Raw genomic sequence first — 19869 nt, 5'->3', positions numbered from 1 at the left:
GTAAAGAATAGAAAAAATATTGTAAAATGACAGATACTTTAAAAGCACTTTTGGGGCAAAGGTTTAAATTATCGGATTAACTGCATTAACTATGTTTATTGTATAGATTTATAGAATAATTATTTCTATTAAATTTTCTTTAAAAAAGAGTTATTTTAGTTTGTAAAATAATTACTTATGAAAATCACCTGTTTCGGAGAAGTCCTTTGGGATATATTTCCTAATCACAAAAAAATTGGAGGAGCACCATTAAATGTTACCTTACGATTAAAAACAATGGGGATAGATGCTTCGATTATTACTAAAGTTGGGAACGATGACTTAGGAGAAGACATTATCCAATATATAAATAAACAGGGGTTATCGTTAGATACGATTCAAAAGGATAATCAATATCATACTGGTGAAGTTTTGGTTTCTTTGGATCAAGAAGGAACAGCGTCCTATGAGATTAGTCGTCCTGTTGCTTGGGATTTTATAGAAAATACTCAAAAAGCTGAAGAAGAAGTGATTATTTCTGATGCTTTTATTTTTGGAAGTTTAGCAGCTAGAAATGATGTTTCAAGAAATACTTTGTTTAAACTTTTTAATAAAGCCAAGTTTAAAATTTTAGATGTCAACCTTCGACCACCACATTATGACACACAGTTACTTAACGATTTAATGAAAAAAGCAGACTTTATTAAATTGAACGATGAAGAATTGGATGAGATCTGTACTCATTTTGGAATAAAAGAATCTACTCTCGAAGAGCAGATTAAGTCAATTGCGGCATATACCAATACTTCTCAAATCTGTATTACCAAAGGAGGAAAGGGGGCAACCTTATATTATAATAATTCTTTTTATCATAATGATGGATATACCATTAAAGTAGTAGATACTGTTGGTGCAGGAGATTCTTTTTTAGCAACGTTAATATCTAAATTAGTAGAAAAAAATGAACCTCAATTATCTGTGAATTATGCTTGTGCGATAGGAGCCATGGTAGCAGGTAGCGCAGGTGCTAATCCTTTTTTTAGTGATAGAGAGGTTCAGGATTTTATAAAAAGTCAATAGTTAATTCAATTCTCTAATCCAAATATTTCGATAATGTACTGGATTATTATGATCTTGTAATTTTATAGGTCCTTTGCCATGTGCTTCATTTTTTGGAGGGCCAATATATTCTGTACTACCTAATATTTCTACATGATCTTGTACTAAGACTCCATTGTGAATTACAGTAAATGACCCTGATTTCACTTTTTTATCATTTGTAAATTCTGGTTGATGAAATATAATGTCATACGTCTGCCATTGATCATTCGGTTTGGTAGCATTTACTAACGGTATATGTTGTTTATAAATAGAAGTAGCTTGTCCGTTAGAATAGGTGCGATTTTGATAACTGTCCAGAATTTGTACTTCGTATTTATTTTGAAAAAACACACCACTATTTCCTCTTCCTTGGCCTTCTCCTTCTACAATATTAGGAGCTTTCCATTCTAGATGTAATTGGACGCTTCCAAAATTATTTTTCGTCTGAATATCTCCCGTTCCAGGTTTTACCGTCATTGTTTTATCAGTATTGATTGTCCATCCGGCAGTAGTGCTATCTTTTGTCGAGATCCATTGACTTAAGTCTTCTCCGTTAAAAAGTATAATTGCATCTGAAGGAATATTGGTTTTATCAAAAGAAATTGCTTTAGGTTCTGGTTCCCATACCTCAGTTTCTTTAGGATCGGTGATTTCTTTTTTAGGGGTAGGAGGTTGTTCATCTTTTACAGTATCCATCTTAGGGACAGTGCTTGCTTCTTTTTTTTGTTCATTACAGGAAAAAATGATACTGCAAATTAAAAATAGATATATGATTTTGTTCATAATGATGTTCTGTTGGTTATAATCCTAATATTTTTTTTAGTTGTTCTTTATCGATTTCTGCTCCAGCAAAATCATCAAAAGCTTTTTCGGTGGCTTCTATAATATGATTTTGAATAAATGGGGCGCCCTCTTTGGCCCCTTGCTCCGGGGATTTGATACAACATTCCCATTCCATAACCGCCCAAACATCACAACCATATTGTGTCAGTTTAGAGAATATTGTTTTAAAATCAATTTGTCCATCTCCAGGAGAACGATAGCGTCCAGCTCGATCTATCCAATCACTATATCCTCCAAAAACTCCTTTTTTCCCTGTAGGATTAAATTCTGAATCTTTTACGTGGAAAGCTTTTATAAATTCATGATAATGATCAATGTATTCTAAATAATCCAATTGTTGTAAAACAAAATGGCTAGGGTCATATAATATATTTACGCGTTTATGATTTCCTGTTGCTTCTAGGAATCTTTCAAAAGTAACTCCATCGTGTAAATCTTCACCAGGATGAATTTCGTAGCAAACATCTACACCTTGCTCATCAAAATGATTAAGAATAGGTAACCAGCGTTTAGCTAATTCTTCAAATCCCATTTCTACTAATCCAGCTGGACGTTGTGGCCATGGATGCATGGTATGCCATAGCAAGGAGCCTGAGAATGTGCCGTGTGCTTTAATTCCTAATCGACTACTTGCCGTAGCGGCATTCTTAACTTGATTAACTGCCCATTCGGTACGTTTTTTAGGATTATTCTTGCAATCATCAGGAGCAAAGTTATCAAACATTAAATCATAAGCAGGATGCACTGCAACTAGCTGCCCTTGAAGATGTGAAGATAATTCCGTTATCTCTAAACCATAATCGGCTATTTTACCTTTTAATTCATCGCAGTACGTTTGGCTTTCTGCTGCAGTGTTTAGATCAATTAACCGAGTTTCCCAAGTGGGTATTTGTATTCCTTTATATCCTAAATCAGATGCCCATTTGCATAATCCGTCTAACGAATTAAAAGGTTCTTTATCATCCATGAACTGTGCAAGAAATACTGCCGGTCCTTTTATCGTTTTCATAATTTTTTAAATTTTAATCCAGCTAGCATTATTTTTACTGCTTTCTACAGCAGCATAGATGAATTTCATTCCTCTAACACCATCAATAACAGTTGGGAAATCTAAATGCTGGGAAATCATATTTTTACTTTTGAAATTTATTAATTCTTTGGCAAAGCTTCTATAAATTGTTGCAAATCCTTCTAAATATCCTTCTGGATGTCCTGCCGGAATCCTAACATATTCTGATGATTCTGGATATGTTCCATTACCACCAGGAGTATATATTTGTTTGGGTTGATCTAGCCATTTTACAATAAGCTGATTTGGATTTTCTTGATACCATTCAATACTACCTTTAGTACCATAGATTTTAATACCTAAGTTATTCTCTTCTCCAGTTGCAATTTGCGAAAAAGACATGATTCCCTTAGCACCATTTTCAAATCGTAATAATATATTACCATCATCATCTAGACTTCGTCCATCCCCAAAAGCCGTAAGGTCGGACGCAATAGAACTAATTTTAATGTCTGATATATATTCTATTAAATTCTCTGCGTGCGTTCCAATATCTCCTAAAGCACCACCGATACCAGAACGTTTAGGATCCACTCTCCAGGCAGCTTGTTTTTGACCGGTTTTTTCTACCGCAGTAGAAAGCCATCCTTGTAAATAATGAGCGTTGATTTTTCGGATGTTTCCCAGATCTCCTTTCGCAATCATAGCTTTTGCTTGCTTCACCATTGGATACCCGGTATAGTTATGTGTCAATGCAAATACTTTCCCAGAAGAAGTGACTACTTTTTCTAATTCAATTGCTTCATCTAATGTTAGAGAAAGAGGTTTGTCACAAATTACATGAAATCCATGTTCTAAAGCCATTTTTGCGGGTGGAAAATGCATATGATTAGGAGTAACAATAGCTACAAAATCCATCCGTTCTTCTTCTGGAAGCTTTACTTCTTTAACAATCATTTCTTCAAAGTCGCCGTATACTCTTTTATCTGATATCCCTAGTTCTTTTCCCGAGATAAGGCTTTTTTCTTTACTAGAAGAAAAAGCTCCGCAAACTAATTCAATCATCCCATCAATACCAGCAGCTTTGCGATGAACATCACCAATGAATGATCCAGTGCCACCACCGACCATTCCCATTTTAAGTTTTGACATAATTAGTTTTCTTTATATTCTATTTTTTCGTTTTTGAAGAAAACAGCAAATAGTATCATTACTGTAGCAGCAAAAATAGCTGGGAATATCCAAATGCTATTCCAATTATGTTGCCCTTCAGAAATCAGGTTTGTATCCGTAATTTTTCCTGCAACATAAAATCCAATTAACATTCCTAATCCGTAGGTAGCTAGAGTAATAAGGCCTTGCGCGGCACTTTTGAACTTTTCTCCAGCTTTAGAATCGGTATAAATCTGTCCCGAAACAAAGAAGAAATCATAACAAATACCGTGTAAGGCAATACCAACAATAAGCATAAAAGCAAGCTCTCCTGAATTACCATATGCAAATAATAAATATCTAATTGTCCAAGCTAACATTCCTACTAATATTGTTTTTTTGAATCCAAATTTTTTAAAGAAAAATGGTAGAAGTAACATAAATAGTACTTCAGATATTTGACCAATGGTCATTTTTGCAGCCGGATTTGCAACACCTATTTCTCCTAAAAATTGCCCAGCATGCTGATAATAAAATGCAAGAGGAATACATATAAGTATGGATGCTAAGAAAAACATTAAGAAGTTTTTATCTTTTAAAAGTTTTATTGCATCTAATCCTAAAATATCTGAAATTGTTACTTTTTGATCTTTACCAATTTTAGGTGGTGTTTTAGGTAAAGTGAAACTAAATACGCCAAGGATAGCAGAGGCTATAGCAGTCATCAGAAAGGTGTTTTTTAGCATTCCATTAGCAACCCCTTCTGCGGAATCCCAATGAAAGACATAGCTAATCACAAGACCTGCAATAATCCATCCTATTGTTCCAAAAACTCGTACAAATGAAAACTGTTTTGCAGGATCTGTCATTTGATTAAATGATACAGAGTTTACCAAAGCAAGTGTTGGCATATAGGCGATCATATACCCAAGTACATATGGATAGAAAGCAGAAAAATTCGTTGCATTTGCCATTTGATACATTAAAACTGCCCCTATAAGATGTAATACTCCTAAGATACGTTCTGCATTAAAAAAACGATCAGCAATTAGCCCAATGATGAATGGAGCAATAATAGCTCCCCAAGATTGCGTAGAATATGCCATAGCTATTTCTCCGCCATTTGTATTTAAAGAATTAGGTAAATAAATACCCATGGTTACAAACCAGCCACCCCAAATAAAGAACTCTAAGAACATTAGTAAGGATAACTGAAACTGAATAAATTTATTCATAGTTAGTAGTTGGTTAATTTAGTTGTTTAGAAAGGCTAATTAATAAATCACGTGTAGCGATAATTCCATCAATTTCACTTAATCGATTACCTTCATATTCTACACCGATATACCCTTGATATCCTGATGCTTTAACAATCTCTAACATCTTTTTGTAGTCTATGGTAGTCTCCTTTCCATTTTCGTCAAAATCGTAGGATTTAGCACTTACTCCTTTTGCGAATGGCATTAATTCTTCAGTTCCTTTGTATTTAGGATATTCTTTAACACATTTAGCACCCCATCGTTTACCTCCTTCACGTTCTAAACAAAAATTCCCAAAATCAGGCAACGTACCACAATTTGGTTTGTTTACATTTCGCATCACTTCTGCAAGTAAAGAGCCATTAGAAGAAAGATATCCGTGATTCTCTACAATTATATTGATATCTTTAGTAGCTGCGTATTCTGATAATTTAGTCAACCCATCAGTAGCAACTTCTACCCATTTTTTTGGATCATTTGTACCGAATAAATTAACTCGTATCGAGTGACATCCTAAAAACTGAGCTGCATCTACCCATTTCTTATGATTTTCTACAGTTTGATTTCGTTCTTTTTCGTCAATTACCGCTAAGTCTCCTTCTCCATCTACCATAATCAGAAGGTTCTGTACATTATGTTTGTTACTTTCTGATTTTAAAGAATCCAAAATTTGTTGTAATGCTAGTTTAGGATCTTTTGCATCTTTGTATGAATATAATTGACTAACGTATTCTACTCCAGAAAAACCTAACTCTTTTGCTTTTTTTGCAAAATCCATAGGATTTAATTTCCCAGATTGTATTTCTTTATGAAGTGACCATTGCGCTAGTGATAGTTCGAAAAAAGGTACTGATTCTTTTGGCTCTTCTATGATTTTTTCTTCTTCTTGTTCGATTGTTGTATTTTCTTTAGTAGTTTTCTTACAGGAGCTAATGATTAGCAAGCATAAAAGCCCTTTAAGGATGGTTTTGTACATAATTTTAAGTTTAGTTAGGTAATTTTTATAAAGCCCAGTCTTTTCCGCCGGTTAAGTTTTCTACAGAATCACAACCAATATATTCTCCAGGTACAGGTAGATAGTTAAGTACATTTTCTGCAATCTCTTTTGAGGTTTTAAATCCATAAATAGATAGATCTCTTACAGAAGAAAGGAAAGTAAAAGATATTGCTTCTTTAGATACTTTTTCTAAATCTTCAGGAGTTTTTATCATGGCCATTTCTTCCCAGTATTCTTTTCGTTTTTCTTTAGAAATTTTTAAATATTTAGCTAGCAATGCATCATATTCTTCTACGGTTACATCGTCAACATTTTTTTCTTCGTTAACGCCTAGTTCATCTAAGATAACTCCTGCACCGTACTTAAACATTTGTGCTTCCTCAGCTTCTTCTACACCTTGATTGATAAATTTGTCAATAAACATTGGTACATGTAATGATTTTGCGCCAGGAATATCCGTTTCCGGAAGAATAAGATCTACTATTTGTTCTAAAGCTTTTCCTTCATCTATTGATAGTAGCTCTGGAGTCCAATCCAATACATATTCTTTTTGACAGCTTTGTAATAGACTTAGTATTGTTGGGGTAGCGGCAATATATCCAGCTGATAACCCTATGTTTTTTAATGCTTCTCTTCTGTTCATAGTACTAAGATTAAGCGTTATTTTTGATTTGTGTTGCTGCGTGATCTGCAGCTCTTGCGGTAAATGCCATATAGGTTAATGATGGATTTACACAACTGGCAGAAGTCATAAATGCTCCATCAGTAACATATACATTAGGTACTGCGTGGATTTGATTGTTTGCATTTAGAACTGATGTTTTTGGATCTTTACCCATTCTAGCAGTTCCCATTTCGTGAATTCCTAAACCAGGAGCTCCAATATCGTCCCAAGGTTGTATATCTGTAAAACCAGCTTTGGTAAGCATATCCATTGCTTGTTTTATCATATCTTTTCGCATTTCAAGTTCATTTTCTTTAAACTCTGCATCGAATGTTACTGTTGGTAATCCCCACTCATCTAAATTATTATAATCTAAACTCATTTTGTTTTCGTGATATGGTAAGCATTCGCCAAACCCCATAAGTCCAACACGCCATCCACCAGGTTCTAAAATTTTATCCTTTAGTTCTTTACCATATCCAAGCTCGGCAATAGTTTCTTCCCAATTAGAACGACTAGCGCCTCCTTGATACCCATATCCACGTTTAAAATTCTTTTGGTCAGTTTCTCCTCCGATGTTTCTAAAACGAGGGATGTAAATTCCGTTGGGTCTTCTACCTTTGAAATATTTGTCTTCAAACCCATTATATTTTCCAAAAGCACCAGCTTTAAAGTGATGATCCATAATGTTATGACCCAATTCTCCAGAGTCATTACCCATTCCGTTCGGAAAACGTTCTGATTTCGATTGCATTAATATACTCGCTGAAGCAATTGCTGATGCACATAGAAATATAACTTTGCCAGTAAATTGTATTTTTTCTTTGGAGATCGTATCTATTACTTCTACGCCAGTTGCTTTTCCTGTCTTATCATCATATAATACTTGATGAACAATAGAATTAGGACGTAAAGTCATATTTCCAGTTCTCTCTGCCGCTGGCAGAGTAGAGGAGTTACTACTAAAATATGCTCCAAAAGGACAACCTCTCATACAACGATTACGGTATTGACAATTCATCCTTCCTTCAAACGTCTTGGTGCCAGTAATATGTGCAGTTCTTCCAATAGTTAAAAGTCTATCTTCATAATTCTCAGCAATATTCTTTTTTAGGTGATCTTCTACACAATTTAGTTCCATTGGAGGAAGAAATTGTCCATCTGGTAGTTGTTCTAATCCTAGCTTTTCTCCACTAACACCAATAAATTCTTCTACTTTATCATACCAAGGAGCAATATCCTTGTAACGAACTGGCCAATCAACAGCAATCCCCTCTTTTTTATTTGCTTCAAAATCAAAATCACATAATCTATAACTTTGCCTTCCCCACATTAATGATCGACCTCCAACGTGATAGCCTCGTATCCAATCAAAACGTTTGGTTTCATTATAGGGGTGTTTTAGGTCATTAACAAAGAAATGACGATGCGCCTTATCAGTTACGTATCCCGTACGATGTTGTTTTGGCTGTTCGGCGATTTCAGATCTTGAAGGTTCACCTTTCAAATCATAATCCCAAGGATCATCATTGGCAGTGGTATAATCATCGATATGGGTAACCATACGGCCACGCTCTAATACCAGTGTTTTAAGCCCTTTCTCACAAAGCTCCTTGGCAGCCCAGCCACCACTAATTCCTGTTCCTACGACAATTGCGTCATATTGAGGTTCTTGTTCCATACTTTTTTTGATGTTTACAGACAGTCTATAAATTAAATAATAATGAATAGGATAAATCAATAGAAATAGTATTAGACTTCTATTAATTTATATAACTCATATAGTGATTTTACAAGCACTATTGTTAGCTCTGATAGTAGTTTTGTTTGTCTGTTTTCTTCTTGTTCTGGAAGAAAGGCGTTTTAGCTAAAAATGATAATAATTAATAGTTATAAAATTAATATCATCAAATTCAGGTTCTAATATAAGAAGTTTGTTTGCTTTTTAACAATACAATTAACAAATCATTAATTAAATTAGTGATACATTAAAAAAAAATTCAAAGCTAATGTCAAAATTAAATAGAAGAAAAGCGATTAAGAATCTTTCTCTTAGTATTGGTGCTATTGGTCTTGGAGGTGTCGTAATACCGCAGTCCATATCAGGAGATATTTCGAATTCCTTTCAAAATAGTTTGAAAGGAAATATAAATCACGCGGTATGTAGGTGGTGTTATGGTAATATCGAATTGGAAGAATTTACAGAAAAATCAAACGATATAGGCATTAAGGCGATAGATCTTTTAAAACCGGATGAATGGGAAGTTGTTATAAAAAAAGGACTTAAGTGTTCTTTGGCAACAGATACCTTTGCTAGTATTACTAAAGGGTTTAATGATCCTAGGAATCATGAGGAACTTCAGAAAAAATATTTCAATCTCATTTCACAAGCGTCTAACTCGGGTATAAAACAGGTTATCGTTTTTTCGGGTAATAGGAATGGTATTTCTTCTGATCAAGGGTTAGAACAGTGTTCTGTGGGATTAGAACCACTTGTAAAACATGCAGAAAAGAATGATGTTACTTTAGTAATGGAATTACTTAATAGTAAGGTAGATCATAAAGATTATCAATGTGATCATACGCCTTGGGGAGTTCAATTGGTTGATAAAATTGGTTCTACTAATTTTAAATTACTCTATGATATTTACCATATGCAAATTATGGAAGGAGATATTATTGCTACCATTAATAAATATAAAAATTATATCTCTCATTATCATACGGGTGGTGTTCCAGGAAGACATGAGATAAATGACACTCAAGAATTAAACTATCCAGCTATTATGAAAGCTATTGTAGCTAATAAGTTTACAGGTTATGTAGCTCAAGAGTTTATTCCGACGTATCAAGATAGTTTAGAGGCGCTAAAAGAAGGAATAACAATTTGTGACGTTTAACCTTCTATTATTACTGTCTAATAAAAAGTAATGTTTTTCTTTTTGTTACACCAAACTTGTCGAAGTAAAATTAATAAAACAAAGATTCTAAAGTCTTCGACAAGATCAGATTGACAATTTACTAAACTAAGGTACTATAGTTTTTAAATCCTGAATCACATTAATATTATGTCGTAAATAGGCAAAAAGAATAAACAAAATAATAATTGCTACAGTAAAACCTAACAGATTCCCATTTTTGCTACTTGAAACTTTTTTTGATGTCTTTAAATACGCTTTAGATAGTTTTTTTGTGTATTTAGATACTAGCGCAAAAGCTGGAGCAAAAATTAACACCACTATTAACATATCTATGATTACCAAAAGATACCCTTGTTCATGAATATGTCTTTTTACATATTTAATCACAAACTCGTTAATCAGTGCTGCACAAAGTACTGCAATTGCATAGATTGCAAATTTAGTAAGCTTTCTATTATTCATGGGGTCTTCATCTATTTTTATAATATCGTAAAAATAGAAAAATGTTATGTAAACTACCTATACATATTATAGAGGAATATTACCGTGCTTTCTTTTTGGATGATCAACAGATTTTTTTTCTAGCATACTAAATCCTTTAATTAGTTTTCTTCTAGTATCTTCTGGAAGAATTACTTCATCTATAAACCCTCGTTGTGCTGCTCTATATGGATTTGCAAATTTATCTGCATATTCAGCTTCTTTTTCCGCAAGTTTTGCTTCAGGGTTATCCGAAGCTTTGATCTCTTTTCTGAAAATTATTTCACTGGCGCCTTTTGCCCCCATTACAGCTATTTCTGCAGTCGGCCAAGCAAAATTAAGGTCTGCTCCAATATGCTTAGAGTTCATTACATCATAAGCACCACCATATGCTTTACGGGTTATTACCGTTACTTTTGGAACTGTTGCTTCACTTAGTGCATATAATAATTTTGCTCCATGTACTATGATTCCATTCCATTCTTGATCTGTACCAGGCAAGAATCCTGGAACATCAACCAAAACAAGTAATGGAATATTGAAACAATCACAAAAACGTGTAAAACGTGCAGCTTTTTTAGAACTATTAACATCTAATACACCTGCTAAAAACATAGGCTGATTAGCTACAACTCCAACACTTCTTCCACCAATTCTGGCAAAACCTACGATGATATTCTCAGCATAGTTTTTATGAATCTCATAAAAAGAATCTTCATCAATAATTCCTTCAATAACCTCATGCATGTCATAAGGTTTATTTGGGTTATCCGGCACTATTTCTGATAGAACTTCTCTTTTTTCATCAGATAATTCATAGGAAAGAGTTTTTGGTGTTTCTTGGTTATTTTGAGGAAGATAACTCAGTAACTTTTTTACATCTTCTAGACATTCTATATCATTTGATGAAGTTATATGAGCTACTCCCGATTTTGAAGAATGTGTGCTAGCTCCTCCTAATTCTTCAGAAGTTACTTCTTCATTGGTTACAGTCTTCACTACATTTGGTCCAGTTACGAACATATAACTAGTATCTTCTACCATAATAGTAAAGTCAGTAATAGCCGGAGAATAAACTGCTCCACCGGCACAAGGTCCCATAATAGCAGAAATTTGTGGAATTACTCCAGAAGCTTGTACATTTTTATGAAAAATATCGGCATAACCTCCTAAGGATCGCACTCCTTCTTGAATTCTAGCTCCACCAGAATCATTTAATCCAATAATAGGTGCTCCAACATTTACTGCCAGATCCATTACTTTGCAAATTTTCTCAGCATGTGTTTCCGATAGTGCTCCTCCAAAAACGGTGAAATCCTGAGCAAATACATATACTAATCTTCCATGTACGGTACCATAACCTGTTACTACACCATCACCATAATAGATTTCTTTTTCCATTCCGAAATCTGTTGTTCTATGAGTAACTAGGATTCCGATTTCTTCAAAAGATCCTTCGTCTAAGAAATAATCTACACGTTCTCTAGCGGTTAATTTTTTCTTTTGATGTTGTTTTTCAATACGTTGTTTACCGCCACCTAAATGCGCTAGATCAATTTTTTCTTGTAAAGTTTTTATTTTAGAGTTCATATGTTAGCGAATTGGTAAACGTAATACTTGTTGATCTTTTTTATATTGTTTTAGGGCTGTGAGCGCTGCTATTCTTGCTTCTATCTCCATTTCGGATTTTAACACTTCTGGGGTGTAATATTTTTTTACAAAATGAGTATCAAAAGCACCGGATACAAACGCTTCGTGTTTGCACACAAATTTTCCAAAGGATAAGGTTGTTTGTACACCTTCTATATGATATTGATCAATGGCTTTAATCATTAATTGAATAGCTTCTTCTCGGCTATCACCATAAGTGATTAATTTTGACAACATAGGATCATAATAAATAGGAATATCCATTCCTTCTTCGAATCCGTTGTCTACTCTAATACCATTACCTGTCGGAATTGTGTAAGTATCTAAGTGCCCTACACTAGGTAAAAAATCATTTAACGGATCTTCTGCATATACTCTTAATTCCAATGCATGTCCAGTTATTTTTAAATCATCTTGTTTAATAGAAAGTTTTTCTCCTCTTGCTACTTTTATTTGTAGCTCTACAAGATCAGTGCCCGTTATTAGTTCTGTTACAGGATGTTCTACTTGTAAACGAGTATTCATTTCTAGGAAATAGAAATTATGGTTTTCATCTAATAAGAATTCTACAGTTCCTGCGCCAACATAATCACAGGCTTGTGCAACTCTAACAGCAGCTTCGCCCATTGCGGATCTCAAAGCTGGAGTTAAGACAGCAGAAGGAGCTTCTTCCACTACTTTTTGATGTCTTCGTTGTACACTACATTCTCTTTCAAAAAGGTGAATAACATTTCCATGAGTATCCGCCATCACCTGTATTTCAATATGTCTTGGAGATGCTACGTATTTTTCGATGAATACTGATCCGTCACCAAAAGCAGAAATAGCTTCACTTATAGCACGTTGCATTTGTGATTCTAGTTCACTTTCTTTCTCTACTACACGCATTCCTTTTCCACCGCCACCAGCAGAAGCTTTTATTAGAATTGGAAATCCAATTTCTAGCGCTATTTTTTTAGCTTTATCAACATCAGTAATTGCTTCATCAATACCTGGGACCATAGGTATATCATATGCTTTTACTGCCTCTTTAGCAGCAAGCTTACTACCCATAACTTTAATAGCTTTGGATTTTGGTCCTATAAAAGTGATGTTGTTTTTTTCTACTTCCTCTGCAAAATCAGCATTTTCACTTAAGAATCCATAACCAGGATGTATTGCATCCACATTTAATTCTTTGGCAAATGCAATAATCTTGGAACCTAACAAGTAGGATTCGCTAGAAGGTGCTTCGCCAACGCAAACTGCTTCATCAGCAAATTTTACGTGAGGAGCATCTCGATCTACAGTAGAATATATAGCCACTGTTTTAATTCCCATTTTTTGAGCGGTTTTCATTACTCTAATGGCAATTTCTCCTCTATTTGCAACAAGTATTTTTTTCATAATGTATTAGTAGAACTTATGATATGTCTTTTGATTTAAACTTACTTTGAGGTTTTATTCGAATTCAATCAATAATTTTCCTTTGTCTACTGCATCTCCTTTAGAGACAGCTATGGATTTAATAGTTCCTTCTCTTGGAGAAGTAATAATGTTTTCCATTTTCATTGCTTCTAAAACTAGTAAATAGTCATCTTCTTTAACGGTTTGACCAATTTCTACCTGTATATCTATAATTAACCCAGGCATTGGAGATTTTATAGAGTTTACTTGTTTCGACGCACCAATAGAAAACCCCATTTCCGAAATCATCATATCCAATGAGTTAGATATATCGACCTCATAGATATTAGAATTTACTTTTACTGTATAGTTCTTATTAACAAAATCAGATTTTATAACTTCTGTATGATAGGATTGATTATTGTTAATAACGTGAAATTTTGAATTGGAAGTTTCAATAATATTGGTTTTCGAAATAGTATCTTCAGATAAGCTAGTTTCAAAGTCCTTATTTACTTTTACTTTATAGTTTGTACTCATAGATAAACCATTCAATTTGGTCGATAAATATAGGTATTTATATTCATCATAGGTATTTCTTGTGAAATTTTTAAAAATTGTTTGATAAATGTTATGTTTTCTGAAAAAATGAAAAAAAGGAGAAGGTTGAAATATTTAAAAAATAGGGTTGCAAAAAGGTGTCAAAAGGGTTTCATTGTGGTTTCAGAGAGATCACTTTGTGCTTTTATATTCTTAAAATAGTTGGTTAAAAAAGCAGACGATTATATCTATATTTACATAACATATATAAAACTATATTTGTTATGGAACAATTTTAATTTATGTCATTTATTGAAGGCTTTTTTATTGGTATAGCGATGATCATTTTTGTTGGTCCAGTATTTTTTTTGTTACTCAATAGTAGTTTTCAGTATGGCTTAAAAGCAGGGTTTTCTGTTGCTTTTGGTATTATAGTCAGTGATGTCATATGTGTTTTATTATGTTATTATGGACTTTCTACTTTTATGACAGCAACTCAGAATCAATTTTGGATTGGTATTATAGGAAGTGTTATACTTTTTGGATTGGGAATTAATTATCTGCTTAAAAAAGCTGTAATTACTAGTAATATATCTATTAGTTCTAAAAAATGGACTTCTTTTTTTATCAAAGGCTTTAGCGTTAATTTTTTTAATCCTTTTGTATTTATTGTTTGGATCGGAGTGTTTAAATATGGATATGAAAAATATTCAGATTCCATAGCGCTTTTAGTTTTTTTGATAGCTGTGCTATCAGGTATATTGACTACAGATTTATTAAAAGTTTTTCTTTCAGATAAGCTTAAACCATTCATATCTCCTTATAGATTGAAAATATTCTTTAGGATAACCGGAGTAGTTCTGTTAATCTTTTCTTTTCGTTTAGCCTACTTGGTTTGGTAATGTTTGATAAAATTCATTTTCGCTATATTTGAGTAACAACTTAAAAAACAAACCAATATGGAATTTAATTTATTAATAGTTGCAATCGCTGCTCTTGTACCTATAGTATTAGGGTTTATATGGTATAACCCAAAGGTTTTTGGTACTGCTTGGATGAATGCTTGTGGATTTACAACAGAAGATTTAAAAGGAGGGAACATGGCTGTAATTTTTATTGTTTCTCTTATTCTAAGTCTTATGTTGGCTTCTTCGCTTCCTACTATGGTAATACATCAAAATGGTTTTTTTCAGAGCTTAATGAATGAGCCGGACTTAACTAAGGAAGGGACAGAAATCTATCAGTATACTCAGGATTTTATGAATAAATATGGAACCAACTTTAGAACATTTAAACATGGTGCTTTGCACGGTGCTATGGCTGGAATATTTTTAGTTTTACCTGTGCTGGGAACAAATGCTTTATTCGAAAGAAAAGGAGTAAAATATATATTAGTAAATGTGGGATATTGGACTGTATGCCTAGCATTAATGGGAGGCATTATTTGTGAGTTTACTTAATGTATTTGACAATAAAAAAAAGAGGGTTTATATCTATTATAAACCCTCTTTTTTTATTTATTACCAAGTACGCGAGAAAAGAGTTTTTTAAGCATAGGAGAAGCTTCTTTTACATTACGTTCACGTTCTTTAGCTTGTAAATTGCCATTTTGATCATAATATAATTCGTAGCTAAAGACAAAACGACTAGCATCCTTACCCATTCCTAATTGTCCAAATCTAAGATCATTAAAGTATAATTTATCATTATCAGATTCGATCGTATACCAACCTTCACTTAATTTAATTAGACGTGGAATTAAAGGATCATTTTTTGCTTCACCCAGTAAATAATGGTTTTTAGGAAACTCAGTAAAATTAATAACATCTGGTTCGTCAAGTAAGGAATAATATCCGATAAGAAAGGATTTGTCAGTTTCTATATTGGCTGTCCATAAAATACTATTTAATGGAGTAGGTCGAGTTTGTATTTGATTATATGTGAGATGTTGATTTTCTAAATTAGTGGTAAAATTAAATTCAGCAATTCGTTGTAAGACTAAAGTAAGCAACATATAAAAACTACTACAGTACAATCCTAGATTGTTAAAAAATCTTCTTTTAGGATTTGTACGTTTGTAAAGCATAGCTATGAGTACAAAGACTAAAAACGGAACAGTATATAAAGGATCTGCTACAAAAATGTTATGAAAAGCCACTTTATAGTCTAATGGCCAAAACAATTGTGTTCCCCAAGTGGTAAATGCATCTAAAATAGAGTGCGTAAACAGACCAAGAAACATAAGCTTGGTCCAATCTTTCGAATCTGCTTCTTTGTTTTTATATATTTTACTTACTAGCCATCCCAGAATTGGAGCCATAAGTATGCTGAACAAAATAGAATGTGAAAACCCTCTATGCAGTTCATTAGAAGTAACGCTGTCAAAAAATAGTTTGGCTAAAACATCTAGATCAGGAATCGTTCCAGCAATTGCTCCCCAAAGCATAGCTTTATTTCCCACTTTTTTTCCTATAGCAGCTTGACCAACAGCAGCACCGAGTACAATCTGAGTTAATGAATCCATTATTAACCTAACTGAAGTTTAAAAGGATTTCTTACTTCATATTCGCTGGGAGAAATGAAATCAACCAAAGGTTTTAATAGTTTGTTAGAAATTGAGTTTCCATGACGAACATATAATTTCATTTCTACGGGTTTTGCACCTACGCAACTTTTTATGATTTCTGCTGTTCTACCCAATCTTAATTCGTCTACTTTTTTAGATACAGCAAGATCTACATAGTCATAAAGCATACGTTGGTAAATATCATAAGACTTATTGTATTTGTAATCAATACCAATATGATTTGCTTCTACAATTTTATTAAGAATAAAAGAAGTGGTGAAACCAACAAGGGTACCTTTTAAGAAGTACGCTTTAAAAATAAACGAATCCTGAAGCGTCTTTTTTAAATTTTTAAAAGTAATTGCATTAAGTTTTCCAATTTTAAAATCAGCTTTATCCAGAACAGAAAGATATAAGGCGTCTATTTCTTTATGATATGTATTAATATCTTCATCCGTAAAATCTTTGACAATGATATCAGCAGACTTTTTAAAAACCTTTTTAGCTCTTGTTCTAAATTTAGTTTTCATACTATCAAGATAATCATCAAAGCTATTCCAGTCTTGTTGTATTTTTAATACCATATTGACGTCGATGCTAAACTCTCTAAAATCTTGTCTTTTAATAGAATCACTTTGATTAAATGAAGAAGGCCAAAATTCTTTTAATAATATAAATGATGGCTTTTCTGATTTTTCTGATTTTCGAATTTCTCGTAACGCATCTGATAAACTTTCAAACGCTTCTTTAGAACTAATGTGGGGAGCATACAGAAAACCATGTTCTCCACAAGAAAAAAGATTTCCGCAGACAAGTACTCTCACATCCATACTTTTCATAAAAGTATTTTTGATTGCGTCACTTATTCGACAAGGGAACTCCTGAAACTTTAAATCTTCTGTGTTAAATTTTATAAGTTGTGTTAGAGCAATACCTACAGGGATATTTTGATCATAGAATAAAACATATCGAAATCCAATAGTTTCTGATAATGTTTGTTCTAAGGTGTTAAGATAGTTTAGTGTAAGAAAAAGATTATTTTCATTATTTACACTATTCCAATCTTTAGAAGGAACATCATTAGTACTCTGAAATATTGAATAATGAAGTTTAGTTGTTTTACAACTATTTTTTATTTTGTCAAGCATAAATCCCTTACCAATGTTTTTGACAAACTGTTGTCTGAATAGATTTCAAATTTACATTTATTTTTAATAGTAGTCTGTTAAACGATTGTCAATTTTGATTTTACAATTTCAAAAGGATTTAATACCGTAATTTAGATACGGAAAAACATTTGACGTTGTTTTGTCGTGTAAATCACGTTTTTAAACGAAAAATGCCATGAAAAGTCTGATTTTATGATGCATATTTCAAATAAGTTTAGTTTTTTTGATTGTAATTGGAAAATTTTATGGGGAAATCAGTCACTTGTGTGCTTTTAATCGATGATGATAAGGCCACAAATTTCTTTAATGAGAGGGTAGTTACAAAACATAATAGTTTTGATAATGTAAATACTGTGCAGAGTGGGAAAGCTGCATTAGAATACCTTTCTAAAGTAGAAAATAAAGAAGTAATAAAACCTGATCTTATTTTTTTAGATATCAATATGCCAGCCATGAATGGATGGGAGTTTTTGATAGAGTTTGCAAAACTGAACAAAACTATTACCGAAGGAATTAAAGTAATTTTATTATCAACATCTTCTAACCCTGATGATGTTAATGAATCGATAAAGAATCATTCAGTAGATGATTTTATTAATAAACCATTATCGTTAGATTTATTGGATAATGTAATACAAAAACATTTTTCTAAATGTGTGGTAAAAAGTTAAGTTAAGATCACCTTTATTGCTTAAGTGTTTTTATATTTTTGCTTAAATGGATAAGTTAAAAAAGATTCTTTTAGTTGATGATAGTAAAGCAACCAATTTCTTTAATAAAACAATAATTTTAAAAACAAATTGTGTTGAAGAAGTTGTTTTAGCTACTAATGGTGAGAACGCATTGCAGAGTATTCAGACAGTTGCTATTCCCGAAATTATCTTCTTGGATTTGAATATGCCTATAATGAACGGGTGGGAGTTTCTAGAGCAATATGATAAATTATCAGATTCTTGTAAGAACACAATAATAGTAGTATTGTTGGGAGCCAAATTAAATGAGGAGCAAGAAAGAAAACTAAAATCTTTTCCGCAGGTTATGGAGTTCAGAGATAAGATGTTAACCAAGGAAATTGTTTTAGAAATTGTTTCTAAGTATTTCAAGAATGCTATAAATTAATATCTTATAGGGTATTCCAATTACCTTTTTTTCCTTTTTTAAAAGTACTTTTTTTAATAAAAAAATGCACTTTATCGTTTATTTTTGCATTTTATCGCAAATTGGTTGTCTAAAATTTTATTAAGATTCGTTTTCTTGTATTGATGTGGTTCTTTTGTCCGAAACCAACAAAAATATATTATGAATAATCCAATTGATTGTGTTTTATTGATTGATGATGATAAACCTACCAATTTCTTCAATAGTAAAATCTTATCAAGACACGATAGTTTCAATTCAATAAAGGTTCGACAAAGCGGGAAGGCAGCTTTACAGTACTTAGTCGACGTAGATAAAGGAATCGAATTGAAACCAAACCTAATCTTTTTAGATCTTAACATGCCCGCTATGAATGGTTGGGAGTTTTTGGTAGAATATTCCAAATTGGACCAAAAAGTTACAGAGGACATTAAAATTATAATACTAACCACTTCTTCTGATATCAAAGATCTAGAAAAATCTAAAGAAAATTATTTTGTAAAAGATCTTGTTAATAAACCATTATCATTCCCAACATTAAATAACGTAGTTAAAAAACATTTTTTTAAACCCCACTTATATGAAAACAATAAAAAAAGCACTTTTAGTAGATGATAGTGATGCGACTATTTTTTTTAATAAGATCGTTCTTTCAAAAACTGGATATGTTGATGAGGTATTAGTTGCTAAGGATGGTTTAGAAGCTTTACAGATTATAAAATCAGGAGTAGTTCCAGAAATTATCTTTTTAGATATTAATATGCCAGTGATGAATGGATGGGAATTTTTATCGGAATTCAGTAAGTTAGAAAGCACTTTAAAAGATAGTACTATTATTTTAATGATAGGTGCAGAATTAACCAAAGAAGATAAGGAATTGGCTGAGTCTATAGATCAAATTAAGGAGTTTAGTGGTAAAATGTTATCAAGAGTTTTTGTTGATACTATTATAACTAAGTTTTTTGATAAAAAGTTAACCCTTGTAGGATAAACGTCCCATTTTTAATAGGTGTTAA

21 protein-coding genes are annotated in these 19869 nt (G+C 32.6%); 8 read left to right on the top strand and 13 right to left on the bottom strand.

Annotation, left to right across the window (positions count from 1 at the left end; genetic code table 11):
* Positions 1 to 177 precede the first annotated feature (177 nt).
* Positions 178 to 1059, top strand: a complete 882-nt coding sequence (locus NMK29_RS12790) for a carbohydrate kinase (protein ID WP_108803846.1) — start codon at positions 178 to 180, stop codon at positions 1057 to 1059.
* On the opposite strand, the gene NMK29_RS12785 is transcribed toward NMK29_RS12790, so the two are convergent.
* The 7 genes from NMK29_RS12785 to NMK29_RS12755 are packed head-to-tail and all read right to left on the bottom strand — an operon-like array spanning position 1060 to position 8685.
* Positions 1060 to 1863 (bottom strand): DUF1080 domain-containing protein, encoded by an 804-nt coding sequence (locus tag NMK29_RS12785; protein ID WP_108803847.1) that lies wholly within the window; start codon positions 1861 to 1863, stop codon positions 1060 to 1062.
* Between the two features lie 16 nt (positions 1864 to 1879).
* On the bottom strand, positions 1880 to 2932 hold the full coding sequence (locus NMK29_RS12780) for a sugar phosphate isomerase/epimerase (protein WP_108803848.1): 1053 nt from the start codon (positions 2930 to 2932) through the stop codon (positions 1880 to 1882).
* Between the two features lie 6 nt (positions 2933 to 2938).
* Positions 2939 to 4084 (bottom strand): Gfo/Idh/MocA family protein, encoded by a 1146-nt coding sequence (locus tag NMK29_RS12775; protein WP_108803849.1) that lies wholly within the window; start codon positions 4082 to 4084, stop codon positions 2939 to 2941.
* A 2-nt stretch (positions 4085 to 4086) separates the two neighbouring features.
* Positions 4087 to 5319, bottom strand: coding sequence for an MFS transporter (locus tag NMK29_RS12770; protein WP_108803850.1), 1233 nt, complete (start codon positions 5317 to 5319; stop codon positions 4087 to 4089).
* 13 nt (positions 5320 to 5332) lie between these two features.
* Positions 5333 to 6319, bottom strand: coding sequence for a sugar phosphate isomerase/epimerase (locus NMK29_RS12765; protein WP_108803851.1), 987 nt, complete (start codon positions 6317 to 6319; stop codon positions 5333 to 5335).
* 25 nt (positions 6320 to 6344) lie between these two features.
* The gene (locus NMK29_RS12760) at positions 6345 to 6983 is read right to left on the bottom strand and encodes a gluconate 2-dehydrogenase subunit 3 family protein (RefSeq protein WP_027391997.1); all 639 of its coding nucleotides are present in this window, start codon (positions 6981 to 6983) and stop codon (positions 6345 to 6347) included.
* Positions 6984 to 6993: 10 nt separating this feature from the next.
* Complete coding sequence (locus NMK29_RS12755; RefSeq protein ID WP_108803852.1) at positions 6994 to 8685, bottom strand: GMC oxidoreductase; 1692 nt, start codon at positions 8683 to 8685, stop codon at positions 6994 to 6996.
* Between the two features lie 328 nt (positions 8686 to 9013).
* Here NMK29_RS12755 and NMK29_RS12750 point away from each other — a divergent pair, with 328 nt between their 5' ends.
* On the top strand, positions 9014 to 9904 hold the full coding sequence (locus NMK29_RS12750; RefSeq protein ID WP_108803853.1) for a hydroxypyruvate isomerase family protein: 891 nt from the start codon (positions 9014 to 9016) through the stop codon (positions 9902 to 9904).
* Positions 9905 to 10030: 126 nt separating this feature from the next.
* Here NMK29_RS12750 and NMK29_RS12745 read toward each other — a convergent pair whose 3' ends face one another.
* The 4 genes from NMK29_RS12745 to NMK29_RS12730 form a co-directional block, all read right to left on the bottom strand.
* Positions 10031 to 10387 (bottom strand): hypothetical protein, encoded by a 357-nt coding sequence (locus tag NMK29_RS12745; protein WP_108803854.1) that lies wholly within the window; start codon positions 10385 to 10387, stop codon positions 10031 to 10033.
* A 66-nt stretch (positions 10388 to 10453) separates the two neighbouring features.
* Complete coding sequence (locus NMK29_RS12740) at positions 10454 to 11995, bottom strand: acyl-CoA carboxylase subunit beta (protein ID WP_108803855.1); 1542 nt, start codon at positions 11993 to 11995, stop codon at positions 10454 to 10456.
* Between the two features lie 3 nt (positions 11996 to 11998).
* Positions 11999 to 13441 (bottom strand): acetyl-CoA carboxylase biotin carboxylase subunit, encoded by a 1443-nt coding sequence (accC, locus tag NMK29_RS12735; RefSeq protein WP_108803856.1) that lies wholly within the window; start codon positions 13439 to 13441, stop codon positions 11999 to 12001.
* A 54-nt stretch (positions 13442 to 13495) separates the two neighbouring features.
* Entirely contained in the window at positions 13496 to 13981 is a 486-nt protein-coding gene (locus tag NMK29_RS12730; protein ID WP_108803857.1) for an acetyl-CoA carboxylase biotin carboxyl carrier protein subunit, read from the bottom strand.
* Positions 13982 to 14283: 302 nt separating this feature from the next.
* Between NMK29_RS12730 and NMK29_RS12725 the strand changes: the two genes are divergently transcribed.
* Both NMK29_RS12725 and NMK29_RS12720 read left to right on the top strand, forming a co-directional pair.
* A complete protein-coding gene (locus tag NMK29_RS12725) occupies positions 14284 to 14883 on the top strand; it encodes a LysE family translocator (protein ID WP_108803858.1) in 600 nt (199 codons plus the stop codon).
* A gap of 57 nt (positions 14884 to 14940) precedes the next feature.
* Positions 14941 to 15441 (top strand): DUF1761 domain-containing protein, encoded by a 501-nt coding sequence (locus NMK29_RS12720; RefSeq protein ID WP_027391989.1) that lies wholly within the window; start codon positions 14941 to 14943, stop codon positions 15439 to 15441.
* A gap of 53 nt (positions 15442 to 15494) precedes the next feature.
* Here NMK29_RS12720 and NMK29_RS12715 read toward each other — a convergent pair whose 3' ends face one another.
* Positions 15495 to 16505, bottom strand: coding sequence for a metal-dependent hydrolase (locus tag NMK29_RS12715; protein ID WP_108803859.1), 1011 nt, complete (start codon positions 16503 to 16505; stop codon positions 15495 to 15497).
* A 2-nt stretch (positions 16506 to 16507) separates the two neighbouring features.
* A complete protein-coding gene (locus tag NMK29_RS12710; protein ID WP_108803860.1) occupies positions 16508 to 17695 on the bottom strand; it encodes a hypothetical protein in 1188 nt (395 codons plus the stop codon).
* Positions 17696 to 17961: 266 nt separating this feature from the next.
* On the opposite strand from NMK29_RS12710, the gene NMK29_RS12705 reads away from it, so the two are divergent.
* The 4 genes from NMK29_RS12705 (at position 17962) to NMK29_RS12690 (ending at position 19844) form a co-directional block, all read left to right on the top strand.
* A complete protein-coding gene (locus NMK29_RS12705) occupies positions 17962 to 18387 on the top strand; it encodes a response regulator (protein ID WP_108803861.1) in 426 nt (141 codons plus the stop codon).
* A 46-nt stretch (positions 18388 to 18433) separates the two neighbouring features.
* Positions 18434 to 18835 carry a response regulator gene (locus NMK29_RS12700; RefSeq protein ID WP_108803862.1) on the top strand — a complete coding sequence of 134 codons (402 nt, stop codon included), beginning with the start codon at positions 18434 to 18436 and terminating at the stop codon, positions 18833 to 18835.
* A 180-nt stretch (positions 18836 to 19015) separates the two neighbouring features.
* A complete protein-coding gene (locus tag NMK29_RS12695; protein WP_108803863.1) occupies positions 19016 to 19468 on the top strand; it encodes a response regulator in 453 nt (150 codons plus the stop codon).
* On the top strand, positions 19434 to 19844 hold the full coding sequence (locus tag NMK29_RS12690) for a response regulator (RefSeq protein ID WP_108803864.1): 411 nt from the start codon (positions 19434 to 19436) through the stop codon (positions 19842 to 19844). The genes NMK29_RS12695 and NMK29_RS12690 overlap by 35 nt, the downstream gene beginning before the upstream one ends.
* Positions 19845 to 19869 lie beyond the last annotated feature (25 nt).

It is taken from the genome of Aquimarina sp. Aq107, assembly GCF_943733665.1.
In the GTDB taxonomy this organism is placed as follows: domain Bacteria; phylum Bacteroidota; class Bacteroidia; order Flavobacteriales; family Flavobacteriaceae; genus Aquimarina.
The sequence above is the reverse complement of the archived record's forward strand: the minus strand, read 5'-3'. Positions and strand labels throughout refer to the sequence as shown.